11 protein-coding genes are annotated in these 14833 nt (G+C 64.5%); 4 read left to right on the top strand and 7 right to left on the bottom strand.

The annotated features are described in order from the left end of the window. Window positions 1-310: 310 nt before the first annotated feature. The 4 genes from NKI85_RS17635 to NKI85_RS17650 form a co-directional block, all read right to left on the bottom strand. Complete coding sequence (locus NKI85_RS17635) at window positions 311-1150, bottom strand: carbohydrate ABC transporter permease (RefSeq protein ID WP_352777129.1); 840 nt, start codon at window positions 1148-1150, stop codon at window positions 311-313. Window positions 1151-1158: 8 nt separating this feature from the next. Next, window positions 1159-2082 (bottom strand): carbohydrate ABC transporter permease, encoded by a 924-nt coding sequence (locus tag NKI85_RS17640; protein ID WP_352527626.1) that lies wholly within the window; start codon window positions 2080-2082, stop codon window positions 1159-1161. Between the two features lie 243 nt (window positions 2083-2325). Then, window positions 2326-3582 (bottom strand): ABC transporter substrate-binding protein, encoded by a 1257-nt coding sequence (locus tag NKI85_RS17645; protein ID WP_352527624.1) that lies wholly within the window; start codon window positions 3580-3582, stop codon window positions 2326-2328. A gap of 2 nt (window positions 3583-3584) precedes the next feature. Continuing rightward, entirely contained in the window at window positions 3585-4544 is a 960-nt protein-coding gene (locus tag NKI85_RS17650; RefSeq protein WP_352527623.1) for an N-acetylmuramic acid 6-phosphate etherase, read from the bottom strand. Window positions 4545-4742: 198 nt separating this feature from the next. Here NKI85_RS17650 and NKI85_RS17655 point away from each other — a divergent pair, with 198 nt between their 5' ends. Genes NKI85_RS17655 through nagA form a run of 4 tightly spaced genes read left to right on the top strand, consistent with a single transcriptional unit; the run spans window position 4743 to window position 8606 of the window. Beyond that, window positions 4743-5624 carry a glucosamine kinase nucleotide-binding domain-containing protein gene (locus NKI85_RS17655; protein ID WP_352777133.1) on the top strand — a complete coding sequence of 294 codons (882 nt, stop codon included), beginning with the start codon at window positions 4743-4745 and terminating at the stop codon, window positions 5622-5624. Continuing rightward, window positions 5621-6403, top strand: coding sequence for a GntR family transcriptional regulator (locus tag NKI85_RS17660; protein ID WP_352777135.1), 783 nt, complete (start codon window positions 5621-5623; stop codon window positions 6401-6403). The genes NKI85_RS17655 and NKI85_RS17660 overlap by 4 nt, the downstream gene beginning before the upstream one ends. Then, window positions 6400-7431 (top strand): SIS domain-containing protein, encoded by a 1032-nt coding sequence (locus NKI85_RS17665; RefSeq protein ID WP_352527619.1) that lies wholly within the window; start codon window positions 6400-6402, stop codon window positions 7429-7431. The genes NKI85_RS17660 and NKI85_RS17665 overlap by 4 nt, the downstream gene beginning before the upstream one ends. After that, window positions 7428-8606 carry an N-acetylglucosamine-6-phosphate deacetylase gene (gene nagA / locus NKI85_RS17670; RefSeq protein WP_352777137.1) on the top strand — a complete coding sequence of 393 codons (1179 nt, stop codon included), beginning with the start codon at window positions 7428-7430 and terminating at the stop codon, window positions 8604-8606. The genes NKI85_RS17665 and nagA overlap by 4 nt, the downstream gene beginning before the upstream one ends. Here the strand turns inward: nagA and NKI85_RS17675 are convergent. From NKI85_RS17675 to NKI85_RS17685, 3 genes are all read right to left on the bottom strand, one after another. Beyond that, window positions 8603-10126, bottom strand: coding sequence for a malonate--CoA ligase (locus NKI85_RS17675; protein WP_352777140.1), 1524 nt, complete (start codon window positions 10124-10126; stop codon window positions 8603-8605). The genes nagA and NKI85_RS17675 overlap by 4 nt on opposite strands. Before the next feature lie 40 nt (window positions 10127-10166). After that, a complete protein-coding gene (gene rpe, locus NKI85_RS17680; protein WP_352527615.1) occupies window positions 10167-10844 on the bottom strand; it encodes a ribulose-phosphate 3-epimerase in 678 nt (225 codons plus the stop codon). A 224-nt stretch (window positions 10845-11068) separates the two neighbouring features. Beyond that, the gene (locus NKI85_RS17685; RefSeq protein ID WP_352777143.1) at window positions 11069-14824 is read right to left on the bottom strand and encodes a DUF7929 domain-containing protein; all 3756 of its coding nucleotides are present in this window, start codon (window positions 14822-14824) and stop codon (window positions 11069-11071) included. Window positions 14825-14833 lie beyond the last annotated feature (9 nt).

Genomic DNA, 14833 nt, shown 5'->3' on the forward strand with positions numbered 1-14833 from the left:
CCAGCGCGTGGCTGCGGCCCATATTGCCGAGGCCGGCGACGACAATGCGAAGGGGTTTTTCAGAACTCACCTGACCACTCCGGTATTCGAGTTGCTCTCGTCGCGGTCGCGTCACCCCCCCCGGCGCTGCGCGCCGACCTCCCCATCGAGGGGAGGTAAGTGGCTGGCGCCGTCACCGCCGTCGGGAGATTTCCCGCATGGCCATTTTGCCCCCCGACATGTTGGCGCCCTACCTCCCCTTGATTAGGAGGTCGGCGCGAAGCGCCGGGTGGGGTGATACGCACGCCGGCGACAGACTTGATTCCCTCTTTCACTTGACCGCTCCCGAAGTAATGCCGCGGATCAGTTGCCGCGAGAAGATGACGTAGAGGATCAGCACCGGCATGATCGCCAGCGACAGCGCGGCCAGGATCGCATTCCAATTGGTGATGAACTGGCCGAGGAACAGCTGGGCGCCGAGCGTCACCGTCTTGGTCTCCTCCGACGGCGCCAGGATCAGCGGAAACCACAGATCGTTCCAGATCGGGATCATGGTGAAGACGGCGACCGTTGCCATCGATGGCCTGACCAGCGGAAGTACCAGCCGAAAGAAGATGGTGTATTCGGACAGTCCGTCGATGCGCCCGGCATTCTTCAGATCGTCGGAGACCTGCTTCATGAACTCCGACAGGATGAAGACGGCGAGCGGCAGGCCTTGCGCCGTATAGACCAGAATGAGCGCCGTCAGCGTGTTGACCAGTCCGCTCGCCACCATAAGCTGCAGGATGGCGACGGTGCCGAGGCGGATCGGGATCATGATGCCGAGCGCGAGGTAGAGCCCCATCAGTGAGTTGCCGCGAAAGCGGTATTCCGACAGCGCAAACGCCGCCATTGCGCCGAACAAAAGCACGAAGAACAGCGAGGCGACGGTGACGACGAGGCTGTTCTGGAAATAGTGGATGAAGTCGCCCTGGCCGATCACCGTGCTGTAGCCGATCAGGTCGAAGGTTTTCGGCGTCGGCGGCGTCAGCGGCGCGCCGAAGATGCCCGCGCGGGATTTAAACGAATTCATCACCACGAGGATCACCGGAAACAGCGCGATAGCGGTGTAGGTCAAAAGGATCGCATGGGCGCCGATGGTGCGGGGCAGCGAACGGGTTGCCGTGCTCATGTCGCGCCTCAGAACTGATAGCGACGCAAGCGCGTCTGTACGAGGAACAGATAAACGCAGACGCCGCCAAGAATGATCAGGAACATCATCGTGGCGATCGCCGCGCCCATGTTGGGATCGCCGACCTGCAGCTGGAAGCCGAAGAAGGCGCGGTAGAGGAAAGTGCCGAGGATATCGGTCGAATAGTTCGGTCCGGCCAACGCGCCTTGCGCGGTGTAGATCAGGTCGAAGGCGTTGAAATTGCCGACGAAGGTCAGGATCGAGATGATGCCGATCGACGGCAGGATCAGCGGCAGCTTGATCTTCCAGAATTGCGCCATGCCGGTGATGCCGTCGCATTCGGCCGCTTCGATCACCTCTTCGGGAATGGACAGCAGTGCCGCGTAGATCAGCATCATCGGGATGCCGACGAACTGCCACACCGAAATCAGGCTGAGCGCGGTCAACGCATATTGCGCCTTGCCGAGCCATGGCGTGAACAGGCTTTTGAGGCCGACGAGATCCATCATATGCGGCGCCACGCCCCATAGCGGCGACAGGATCAGCTTCCAGGCGAAGCCGACGATGACGAAGGACAGGATCGTCGGCACGAAGATCGCCGTGCGGTAGAAGGCGGAAAACCGCAATCTGGGGCTGGACAGAAGTGCGGCCAAAAGGACGCCGATCGGGTTCTGCACGAGCATGTGGATGATGAAGAACCAGACATTGTTTCTGAGCGCGTTCCAGAAATTGACCGACCAGTTGGGATCGCCGAACAGCATGCGGAAGTTCTCCAGCCCGACGAACACCTGCGACTGGTTGATGTTGCGGAACAGGGAGAGCTGCAGCGTGCCGGCCAGCGGCAGGATCATGATCGCCGTATAGACCAGCAACGCCGGCGCCAGGAAGACGCCGATGTGCCAGCGGAACGGTCTTTTCGGTGTTGCGGCCATGAGTTCGGTCCCCGCCGATCAGGTTCTTGCAATTGCCGGCAAAAAGAGCGCGGCGTCTCCCTCCCCCCTCGAGGGGAGGGTGCCTCGCGAAGCGAGGCGGGTGGGGTCGGCCGAGGCAGCGCGCCAGCGTCGTTCGACCGTGCCTTTCAGCAACGATCAAGCCGCGGCCTGCCTCGACCGACCCCCTCTGTCGCCTTCGGCGACATCTCCCCCTCAAGGGGGGAGACAACGCTTCGCCGAGCCTTACTTCGCCGGCTTGTACCAGCTGTCGAGGCCGTCCTGCAGCTTCTTGGCGGCAGCTTCCGGCGTGTCGGTGCCGTTGATGACGTTGGCCGATTCAACCCACGTCTCGTTCTCGAGGTTCGGCGTGCCGCGCGACAGGATCTGGTAGGTCGAGCGGATCGTCGACTTGCACTTGCCGCGCCAGGAGACGAATTCCTGTGCCAGCGAGTCTTCCATCGTCACCGGGGTGTTGTTCAGGCTGAAGAAGCCCGGCAGTGCGTTGGCGTAGATGGTGGCGAAATCCGGCGAGGCCACCCAGGACAGAAAGGTCTTGGCCGCATCGGCGTTTTTCGACGCGGCATTGAGGCCCATGCCGATATCGGTGTGGTCGGAGATGTAGCAGGTGTCGCCGGCCTTCTGCACCGGCGGCGGGAACGCGCCCATCTTGAACTGCGCCTGCGTGTTGAACAGGCCGATTTCCCACGAGCCGGCCGGGTAGATGGCGGCGCGGCCGAGCGTGAACAGGTTCTGGCTGTCCGGATAGGTCTGCGCCTCGAAGCCGTCGCCGAGATAGTCCTTCCACTTGGCCAGTTCCTTGAAGGGCTCGACCCACTGCGGGTCGGTCAGCTTCTGCTCGCCCTTGATCAGCGCCAGGCGGCCTTCCTCGCCCTTCCAGTAGTTCGGGCCGATGTTCTGGTACCCCATGGTCGCGGCTTCCCAGAGATCCTTGGTGCCCATCGCCATCGGAATGTAGGTGCCGTCGGCCTTGATCTTGTCGAGCGCGGCGTAGAACTCCTCATTGGTCGTCGGCACCTTGATGCCGAGCTTGTCGAAGGCGTCCTTGTTGTAGATGAAGCCGTGGATGACCGAAGCCATCGGCACGCAGAAGCTCGACTTGCCGTCGTCGGTCTGCCAGGCGGCCTTGGCGACGTCGGAGAAGTTCTCCATGCCGGGCAGCGTCGAGATATCGGCCAGGTTGCCCTTCTTGAAGAGCTCCAGCGATTTGTCGAACGGGCGGCAGGTGATCAGGTCGCCGGCAGAGCCGGCGGCGAGCTTGGCGCCGAGGGCCGCGTCATATTCGGTCGGCGCCGATGGCGCGAACACCACCTTGATGCCCGGGTTCTTGGCCTCGAAGGCCGGGATCAACTTGTCCTTCCAGATGGCAAGGTCGTCGCCGCGCCAGCTTTCGATGTTGAGCGTTACGTCGGCATAAGCCACCCCGGCGGAGCCGAGAATGCTGGTGCCGAGAAGAAGTGCCGTCAGTAGCTTCGTTGTCATGCTCAGTCTCCCTGTTGACCTTTTTCAGGTTCGGTTTTGATGAGAACAGAGGCATTGCGCCCCTTGCTCCCCTCGATCGCGGAAAGCGCCGGCCGCAGCTTGTGGCCGGTCCCTTCCAGTATCTTCTCGGCCGCATCGGCGCTGGCGGCGCCGGCGGCGAGCAGAATGGCGGTCTTGACGACGCCGCCGCTCTTTTCGAGCAGGCGCGCCGCCTCGTCCTTGTCGCGCCCGCTGATGGCGGCGACGATGCGTGCGGCGCGATCGCGCAGCTTGATGTTGTCGGCCATGAGGTTGACCATGTAGCCATCATGCACATGGCCGAGATGGATGGCGGCGAGCGTCGACAGCATGTTGAGCGCAATCTTCTGGGCGGTGCCGGCGCCCATGCGCGTCGAGCCGGCTATCAGTTCCGGCGGCGTTTCGAGCAGGATGGCGATGTTGGCCAGCCGCAGCAGCGGCGCATCCCTGTTGTTGGCGATGGCGATGGTCGCCGCACCTCGGCGCCCGGCTTCCCCGATCGCCCGCACCGCATAGGGCGTCGAGCCGCTGGCCGAGACGGCGATCAGGCAGTCGCCCTTGCCGATGCCGGCGGCGACGACCGCAGCCGAGGCTTCGTCGGTATCGTCCTCCGGCCCGCCGGCCAGTGTGTTGAAGGCGTCATCGCCGCCGGCGATCAGGATGGCGATGCGCTCGCGCTGGATGCCGAAAGTGCCCGGCAGCTCCAGCGCATCGGCCAACGCCATCAGGCCTGAACTGCCTGCCGCCGCATAAGCGAGTTTGCCGCCGCTTTTCAGCCGGTCGGCGATGATTTCGGCTGCGGCGGCAATGGCGGCAATGGCGCCGTGCACGGCCTTGGCGGCCTCGATCTGCGCATTGGCCAAAGAGGAAAGGATAGCCTCCGGGGCCTGGATATCCAGGCCCTCGGCATTCTGGTGAAGCGCTTCGGTGCGCGTTTCGGCCATCCGCTTTCCTCCAATCCAGAAAACAATACCAAAAAAATACCACTTGTCCACACGCATTAATGAAATCCTTGCGCGGGGCAGGCCTTCGGACAAAATCGGCTGATTTTCCAACAAATTACGCCTTAACATTTTTGAAATGGAAATTAATCCTTGGCTATTGGTATTTTATTGGTATTATCCGCCCGGAGGAGAAATCGCGTGAAATTCGTGCTCGGAATCGATGGCGGCGGCACCAGCTGCAGGGCGGCCCTTGCAACGGCCGACGGCACCGTCCTCGGCCGTGCCAAAAGCGGCGCCGCCAACATCCGCACCGATCTCACCGGCGCCAGGACGAACATCGTCGACGCAGCGCAGCAGGCCTTTGTCGCCGCAGGCAAGGATCCCGCACTAATCCCGCAAACTCCGGCCATTCTCGGCCTAGCCGGCGCCAATGTCGGCACCTACAGGCAGCAGCTCGAAGCGATCCTGCCGTTCCGCATCAGCCGCGTCGAGACCGACGCCGAGATTGCGCTGGAAGGCGCGGTCGGCTCCGGTGACGGCGCCATGGCCATCCTCGGCACCGGCACCGCCTATATGGCGCGCAGACAAGGCAAGTCGCGCGCCATCGGCGGCTGGGGTTTCCAGGTCGGCGACCAGGGCAGCGGCGCCCGCATCGGCCGTGACCTGCTCGAACAGACGCTGCTCGCCTATGACGGCATCCGCGAAGGATCGCCGCTGACAGAGGCCATGCTCGCCATCTTCCGCAACAATCCCGAGGATGTGGTCGAATTCACCACCAATGCCAAGCCCGGCGACTTCGGCGGCTTCGCGCCCAAGGTGTTCGAACATGCCGAAAGGGGCGACGTCGTCGCCATCTGGATCCTCGACAAGGCTGTCGCCGATGTCGAGGCAGCGCTTGGCGTGCTCGACCTCGGTGGCGACGATCCGCTCTGCCTGCTCGGCGGGCTGGCGCCGCTCTATGCGCCGCGCCTGTCGGCGCGCTACCGGGCGTTGCTGAAGCCGCCGCTCGACGATGCGCTGGGCGGCGCGGTGCAGATGGCGGTTCGGATTTTCGCGGACACGGCGGAGGCAGCGCGATGAGCGACGCCGCCGACCAGATTTTCGCGGCGCTGAAACAGTCGTCGCAAAGCGGCGCGCCGCTCTATCTGCAGCTGAGGAAGAGCATCGAGGACGCGGTCAAACGCGGGCTGATCGGACCGGGCGATGCGCTGCCTTCCGAGCGCGATATCGCCAGCAAGGCCGACATTTCGCGCGTCACCGTGCGCAAGGCGGTACAGGACCTGGTCAAGGGCGGCATCCTCGTCCAGCGCCATGGTTCCGGTACCTTCGTTGCGCCGCGCATGGAGCGCGTCGAGCAGTCGCTGTCGATGCTGACCTCGTTTACCGAGGACATGGCGCGGCGCGGCATGGCGGTGCGTTCGGCCTGGCTCGACCGCGGCCTCTATCCGCCGTCGCCCGACGAGATGATGGTGCTTGGCCTGGCGTCGAACGAATTGGTGGCTCGTGTGGCGCGCCTGCGCATCGCCAACGACACGCCGCTGGCGATCGAGCGCGCCTCACTATCGACAAGCGTGCTGCCCGATCCGGCGGCGATCGGTTCATCGCTCTACGCGGCGCTGGACAAGACCGGCAACAGGCCGGTGCGGGCGGTGCAGCGGATTTCCGCCACCAATCTTGGCGATAGCGACGCGCATCTGCTGGAAGTGCCGCCGGGCATTGCCGGCCTGCACATCGAGCGTATCTCCTATCTGGCGAGCGGTAAGGTGATCGAGTTCACCCGCTCCATCTACAGGGGCGACGCCTATGATTTCGTCGCCGAACTCCGGCTGAGCGGGCCGGGCGAAGAGGGCCGGCCATGAGCGCAACAACGACCCATATGCGGCGCGAGATCGAGGAGATCCCGGAGGCCACCGCACGCCTGCTCGATGGCTCGGCAGCGATGCTGACCGAGGCCGGGCGCGGCATTCGCGAGCGAGACCCGAATTTCGTCGTCACCGTGGCGCGCGGTTCGTCGGACCATGCCGCGACCTTCATGAAATATGCCGTGGAGCTGACCGCCGGCCTGGCGGTTGCATCGGTCGGCCCGTCGATCGCCTCGATCTACCGCGCGAAATTGAAACTGGGCGGCTCGGCCTGCCTGGCGATCTCGCAATCCGGCAAGAGCCCGGACATCGTTGCGATGGCGCAAGCGGCGAGAGCCGGCGGTTCGCTGACCGTCGCCGTCACCAACACCGCCGATTCGCCGCTGGCACGCGCCTGCGACTACGCGATCGATATCCTGGCCGGACCGGAGCGCAGCGTCGCGGCGACGAAGACGTTCGTCAATTCGGCGGTCGCCGGGCTCGCCTTGATGGCGCATTGCACCGGCGATGACAAACTTCTGGCAGCACTCGCTCGCCTGCCGGAACATTTTCGCAAGGCGATCGCTTGCGACTGGATGGCGCTGGCCGGGGCGCTTGAGACGCCGAAATCGCTGTTCATCCTTGGCCGTGGCCCGTCGGCGGCGATCGCCAACGAGGCGGCACTGAAATTCAAGGAAACCTGCGCCATGCATGCCGAGGCCTATAGTGCGGCCGAGGTCATGCATGGCCCGCTGGCGCTGGTCGGTCCCGGCTTCCCGGTGCTGGCACTCGCCGCCCGCGATGCATCCGAACCGTCGGTGGCCGAAGCCGCGGACAGCCTGGCCGGCAAGGGCGCCGCCGTCTTTGTGACTTCGGACAAGGCAAAGAGGGCGCAGCCTCTGCCGCATGTCGCCACCGGCCATCCGCTGACCGATCCGCTGACGCTGATCGTGTCGTTCTACGGCTTCGTCGAGGCTTTTGCCCGCCATCGCGGCCTCGACCCGGACACGCCGCCCAATCTGCGCAAGGTGACGGAAACCCTATGAGCGACCGTTTTGCCCTGACCGGCGCCCGGATATTCGATGGCGACGACTGGCACGACAATGCGGCCCTTGTCGTACGCGCCGGCCTCGTCGAGGCCATCGTTCCCGCCGGCGCCGTTCCATCCGGTGTTGCGCGTATCGAGACCGGCGGCGGCATGCTGGTGCCGGGCTTCGTCGACCTGCAAGTCAATGGCGGCGGCGGCGTCATGCTCAACGACCATCCGGATGTCGCCTCCATCCAGACCATCTGCCGGGCACACGCGCCCTTCGGCACGACGGCACTGTTGCCGACGCTGATCACCGACACGTCCGAGATCACCGCCGCGGCGGTTGCCGCCGGAGCAGAGGCCGCACGGCAAAAGGTGCCGGGTTTCCTGGGCCTGCATCTCGAAGGCCCGCATCTGTCGATCGCCCGTAAGGGCGCACATGACCCGGCCCTGATCCGGCCAATGACCGATGCCGACCAGGCGATGCTGATCGCCGCGCGGAAAAACCTGCCGGTGCTGCTGACGACAGTGGCGCCCGAATCCGTTGCGCCCGACCAGGTGTCGGCGCTCAGCAAGGCCGGCGTCATCGTCAGCATTGGCCATTCCGATACCGGCTATGCCACGGCTCGCGCCTTTGCCGAGGCCGGCGCAACGGTGGTCACACATCTGTTCAATGCAATGAGCCAGATCGGCAATCGCGAGCCGGGGCTGGCGGGCGCCGCCATCGATACCGGCACATTCTATGCCGGCGTCATCGCCGACGGCATCCATGTCGATCCGGCCACCATGGCCATCGCTTTGCGCGCCAAGCAGGGGCCGGGCAGGATCCTGCTCGTCACCGACGCCATGGCGACGATCGGCACCGACATGACCTCGTTCATGCTGAACGGCCGCACGATCCACCGCAAGGATGGCAGGCTGACACTTGCCGACGGCACGCTGGCTGGCGCGGATCTCGACATGATTTCCGCGGTGCGCTTCGTGCACCGTGTCGTCGGCCTCGACCTCGACGAAGCCTTGCGCATGGCCTCGCTCTATCCGGCGCAGGCGATCGGCCAGTCGCATCGGCTCGGGCGCTTCGCCAAGGGCACCGCCGCCGACATCGTTTCGCTGTCGGACGATCTGGACGTGAAAAACGTCTGGATCGACGGCGCCAAGGTTTTTACAGCCAACGCTATCCCTCAGGCTTAGCCGGCTTTGGACGTATAGAGGGCCTTGTAAGCGTCGCGCAGCAGGTTCTTCTGCACCTTGCCCATGGTGTTGCGCGGCAGTTCGTCGACGAAGATCACCCGTTTCGGATGTTTGTACTTGGCGAGGCGTCCGGCGATGGCCTCGACGATCTCGGCGGCGCTGATGGTCGAGCCCGGCGTCCGCACCACGACCGCCGTGACACCCTCGCCGAAATCCGGATGGGCAACGCCGATGACAGCGCTTTCGGCGACACCGGCAAGAGCGTCGATCTCGCTCTCCACCTCCTTCGGATAGATGTTGTAGCCGCCGGAAATGATCAGGTCCTTGCCACGGCCGACGATGTGGACATAGCCGTCGGCATCGATCAGGCCGAGATCGCCGGTGATGAAGAAACCGTCGTCACGGAATTCCGCTCTGGTCTTTTCCGGCATGCACCAGTAGCCGGAAAAGACATTCGGGCCCTTGACCTCGATCATACCGATCTCGCCCTGGGCAAGTGTTTCACCACCGTCGGGATCGGTGATGCGCAGGCAGACGCCGGGCAAGGGAAAGCCGACCGTGCCGGCACGCCGCTCGCCCTCATAGGGGTTCGACGTGTTCATGTTGGTCTCGGTCATGCCGTAGCGCTCGAGGATGGCGTGGCCGGTGCGCTCGCGCCAAGCCTTGTGCGTCTCGGCCAAAAGCGGCGCAGAGCCGGAAACGAACAGGCGGATGTTTTTCGCCGCTTGCCGGTTCAGGCCGTCCTGCTGCAGCAGGCGGACGTAGAAGGTCGGCACGCCCATCAGCGCGGTGGCGCGCGGCAGTAGCGAGACGATGCGGGCCGGGTCGAATCTGGTTTCGAACAGCATCGATGCACCGGCCATCAGGACGACATTGATGGCGACGAAAAGGCCATGCGTGTGGAAAATCGGCAGCGCATGGATCAGCACGTCTTCCGGGGTGAAGCGCCAGTGGTCGACGAGCACCCGCGCATTCGAGGCGAGATTCTCGTGGCTGAGCATGGCGCCTTTCGAACGGCCGGTGGTGCCGGACGTGTAGAGGATCGCGGCAAGATCGTCCGGTCCGCGCGCCGCATCGTGGAAGTCCACGGCCTCCTCAGAGGCGCGATCGGTCAACGACCCCTCGCCCTTGCTGCCGAGTGTCGCGACCGCGGCGCCCGAGGCCTGCGCCAAGGCGCCGATTTCGGCCGCTCGCGCCGGGTCGCAGACGACCAGGCGCGGCTCGGCATCGCGGAAGAAATAGTCGAGCTCGGTCAGCGTGTAGGCGGTATTGAGCGGAAGGAAGATCGCGCCGGCACGCAGACAGGCGAGATAGAGGAAAATGGCCTCGGGGCTCTTCTCGACCTGAACGGCGACGCGGTCGCCGGCTTCGACGCCCAGCTGTGACAGCGCATGCGCCAGTTGTGCGGAGCGTGCCAGCACATCGCCATAGCTGACCGAGCGGCCGTCCTCCGTCTCCATAAAAAGGCGTTCTGGCGCGGGCATCCGGGCACGGAAAGCATCGAACAGATGGTTGCTCATAAGTCCCCCCGAGCGGCTGTCTCCGGCCGGACGGCGGCGGTCAGCCGGCCGCCTTGTCCGCCGCTCCCCTGATTGCCTCGATGTTTGCCCGGTAGGCTTCGACGCTGCCGCCCTTGAAGATGGCCGCACCGGCGACCAGCACGCTGGCGCCGGCCGCGGTGACCAAGGGCGCAGTTTCGGGCGAGATGCCGCCGTCGATCTCGATCCGGATCGGCCTGTCACCGATCAGCGCCTGCACCCGCCTCACCTTGTCGACGATCGCGGGAATGAAGGCCTGGCCGCCGAAGCCCGGATTGACGGTCATGATCAGGATCAGGTCGAGCCGGTCGAGCACATATTCGATCATCGTTTCCGGCGTCGCCGGGTTGAGCGAAACGCCGGCCTTCTTGCCGAGGCTCCTGATCGTCTGCAGCGAGCGGTCGAGATGCGGCCCGGCTTCGGCGTGCACCGTGATGCCGTCGCAGCCGGCTTCGGCGAAGGCCTCCAGATAGGGATCGGCCGGTGCGATCATCAGATGGCAGTCGAAAAACGCCTTGGTGCGTTTGCGGATCGCCTTGATTACCGGCGGGCCGAAGGTGATGTTGGGGACGAAATGCCCGTCCATGACGTCGAGATGGATCCAGTCGGCGCCGGCGGCCACCACCGCCTCGACCTCGTCGCCGAGCTTCGAGAAATCCGACGCCAGCACCGATGGCGCGATCAGGGTTTTTTTGCTCATGATGCGGCCTTCCCGAACGCCCCGGTTTACGGACCCTCTGTCTGTATCGACTGCCTAGACCATGAGTCCGGAAAGTGGAAGCCGGTTTGTCCTCCCGTCGACGCAACGGCTTCAGGTTTGCGCTGCCTTCTCATCTGCCGCTGAAGAAAAAACCCCGCCGGATCGCTCCGGCGGGGTGTTGGGTGACGAGCACGGTCACTGTTTGAAGTTCCGCGCCCCGTATCCTATTGCTCCGGCTGCGGCTTGCGCCGTGGAACGACTTGCTGAAGAACATTCGGATTCAGCAGCAGGTTCGGCTCAAGCGTCGATTTCCGGCGGATCGGGACGCAGTCCGGATATCGTCCGACCGTCCCGACCGGGCAGCGCCGCTTGATGATCGGCTGGCACTGGCCGTTGATCGGCCGCGCGCCCGGTGCGCATTCCAGCCGTGGTTTGCGGCAGGCGCCGTCGCGCAGCTCGGTCCCACGCGGGCAGACACAGGCGCCGCGCTTGTTGTGGATCTGGCCAGGTATCGGGCACTCCACCACAACTGGCTTCTTGCGCCGGCAGGCATTGCCTTGCACTTCCGCACCTTTCGGGCAGACACAATCGCCATCGGCGTTGTGGATCTGACCGCGGATCGCGCACTGCTCGGGCTTTGGCTGAATTGGCCGGCAGACATTGCCCCTGACTTCCGTGCCCCTCGGGCAGACGCAATCGCCTCCGGCGTCGTGGATCTGACCGCGGATGCTGCACTGCTCGGGCTTTGGCTGGATTGGCCGACAGGCATTGCCCCTGACTTCCGTGTCCCTCGGGCAGACGCAATCGCCAGCAGCGTTGTGGATCTGGCCACGAATGGTGCACTGCTCGGGTTTCGGCTTGTTCCCAACGCAAGCGCCGTTCTCCAGCTCGGTTCCGCGCGGGCAGACGCAGCGTCCGTCCTCGGTACGGATCTGGCCCTTGAGCAGGACACAAGGCTTCGGCTTCGGCACGATGACCGTACCGCCGCCCGACGAGCACTGGCCGTTGCGGAAGGTCGTGCCTGGCGGGCAGACGCAGTTGCCAGCGTCGTTCATGACGAAGCCTTGCGAACACTCCTTCTTCACCTCATGCGTGATGATGAAGGGATGGCAGGCATAGGCCTTGCCGCGATCGCCCTGCACGTTGGCCGCACCGCGGGACAACACGTCGCCACCGCCTTGCACCGGCGTGTTCGGAGACAGCACGCCGACGCAGTTCTGGCCGTTGACAGTGCCTTGCAGACTGGCCAGACGGCCATCGTCGGGAATGATCACGGTCACATTGTGCACGTGGCTTTCCCCGGCGCCGAGCGTCAGTTGGGCGATGCAGGACAGAGGCAAGGTTGCCGGCTCTGGCGAGCAGCCGAAGGGCGGATCGATCGAGGTGATCGCAATGCCCTCCAGCCGGCCGCGGCCTTCGACGCCGATCGCATCGCCGATGCGAACCGGACCGGAGAAGGAGCTCGTCCCATCGTTCGTGATGGTGATCTCGAACGAGCAGGACTGGCCGGGCTTGCACTCGGCGTCGCCGGTCTTCTCGACGCGGATGGTCGAGGCGGCGCCGCCCTTGGCGCAGGCCTGGCCGATCGGATAGACGATATCGTCTCCCGGAGCCGGGCCGTAGGAGCCGCGTGCGCAGTTCTCGAATTCGCCGTTCGCAGCAACTGTCACGTCGAAATGGCGGCTGGTTCCAGACGTCATAGCGGCGCCGGGAATCTGGCACGACAGCGCATTGGCCGGAACCGGTCCGCAAGCCCAGTCCGCACCGTCGGGAGTGACGGTCTGGATCTGGACCGGCGTTCCACCGGCTATCAGCGTCGCGGCGTCATTGACCCGCACCGGACCGGTCGGGGCAGTGGCGCCCAGGCTGATGACGGTAATGCGGCAGGAAACGACCGCAGCACCGGCCAGCGAGCCATTGCACACCTTGGTGATGCGCAGGGCCGGCTGGCCGCCATTCGGATGACGGATGCGTTCCTTGGCGCAGGCCCTGTTGTTGACGATGTCGTTCTCACCGGGAATAGCCTTCACCTCGGCGCAGTTCTCGACGATATCCGGCCGGTAGTTGGCCGGCATCACCGCCCTGACGAAGATCGGCGTCGAGGCGCCCGGCATAAGCGCGATGCCGGCATTGTCGCAGCGGAACTTGCCGGGACCGTTCGGTCCGCATGTCCATGGCGGCGTCGGGCCGAAGGTCGAGGATGCCGGCGCGCCGCCCGGATAGGTATCGACGACCGTCAGCGGCCCGTTATAGGGGACACTGCCATTGTTGATGATGTCGATCACGAAGGTGCAGACGCCATCGGCCGAACAGAGTTCGGTGCGGGCGCGCTTCTTCAGGATCAGGTCGACCTTCTTCTCCACCGGTGGCCGGCAATCGCGGTCACGATCGCCACGCCGGCAGATCGGGATCGAAGCACAGCCGCGGTCGTTTTGCTGGCTGCCGAAAAGCGGCTTGCCGCTGGCCCCGTAATTATAAGTTGCGCAGTTGCGCAAGACGCTGCCTTGCCAGCCTGCGGCCGGCTTGAAGCCGAGTTTGAGGTCGACTGAGGCACCAAGATTGAGCGTGGTCACCGGATGAGTGCATGTCATCGGGGTGATTCCAGGCGCGCAGACCCAGGGCGGGTTCGGCCCTGAATCGAGGGTGGAGCCGGCTGGCAGGGTGACTTCGTCGAGCACGATCTTGCCGTGGTAGGGCGCATCGCCGACATTGGTGACCCTGATGATGAAGTCGCAGCCGCCGCCCATAGTGCAACGTTGCACGTCGGCGCGCTTTTCGACCTTCAGATCTGGTTCCTTGTCCTTCGGCGGGCACCTCTGGTCTCGCGGGATGACGATATCGATCGTTTGTGTGCAGCACAGGCCCCAGCCCTCCTTCGGGCCGGCATAGGTTTCGATGCCGGTGACGATGATGTGGATGACGTCGCCAGGTGATGCACCAACGATCTTCCAATTGAGCACACCGCCGCCCGCCGGCACCAGCTGCGTGTCGGGGATGATGGTGATGCCGGGTGTCGTCGTCGAAAGCTGCACCCATTTGCCACCCATCTCAGGGCCGACCGGCATGTGGTAGATGAAGGCGCCGCCGCCGGGGACGCAATCGACCGTGCCTCGCTCCACCTTGAAGCATTCCCGATCGCCGGGAGGTGGAGGCGGCGGGTTGCATTTGGTGACGTCGATCTTGATCGAGGTCTTTGCACCCGTGAGATAGTTGCCGTCGTCCGGCTTGCCCGGGTCCTGCGACGGGATTTCGACGCCGGCGCCGCGTTCGCGGCTCACCTTGATCACGCCCTGATTGTCGACGATCGCCGGCGACGGAAACGCCGTATGGTCGATCTTGGCGGTGATCTGGAAGGTGATGACGCGCTCGTTCGGAGCGCCGATGCCGTCGAGATCGCCGGCGGAAATCCGGAAATCGGAAACCGTCGCCGTATCGTTGGGATCAGCCGAACTGCTGATCGCAGCGCCGGGCAGCGGTCCGCCGGACGCATCGGTGCCGTCGCCGGTCACATGCACGCCGACGATCCGCAGGCCATGCGGGAGCTGGTCCCTGAAATCGAGCCTGACCTTTTTCAGCATGGCCGCGAGGCCCGGGCTGGCAAAACCTTGCGGATTGCCGCGCAAGCCAAAGCTCAGCGAGTATACGACATAGTCGCAGCCTCTCTGGGTGCCTTTCTTGGTGAAGAAGGGCACGATCCGGCCCGGCTCCGGATTGACGATGCGAGGATTGTCGAAATCGAGCTTGGGATCCGGAATGACCGTGTGGATGCCCGCATCGGCAGGCTTGGTCTTGGCCGGAGCAAGGTCTTCGGCGAAGCCTTGCAGCGGGCCTAGCATGGCGACCGCGATACCGGCCGCCATCAGCCAGCGCGCGCCGCGCCTGGCGAGTGACAGGGGTTTCATGATGGTCTCCATGACGATTGGTTGATTGCCGGTTGACTCACTGCTCGGGGCGAGCGGGAAAAGTGCAAGATTGCTCATCTTCCCCTC

The sequence above is a fragment of the Mesorhizobium sp. M0571 genome, assembly GCF_040320985.1.
Taxonomy (GTDB): domain Bacteria; phylum Pseudomonadota; class Alphaproteobacteria; order Rhizobiales; family Rhizobiaceae; genus Mesorhizobium.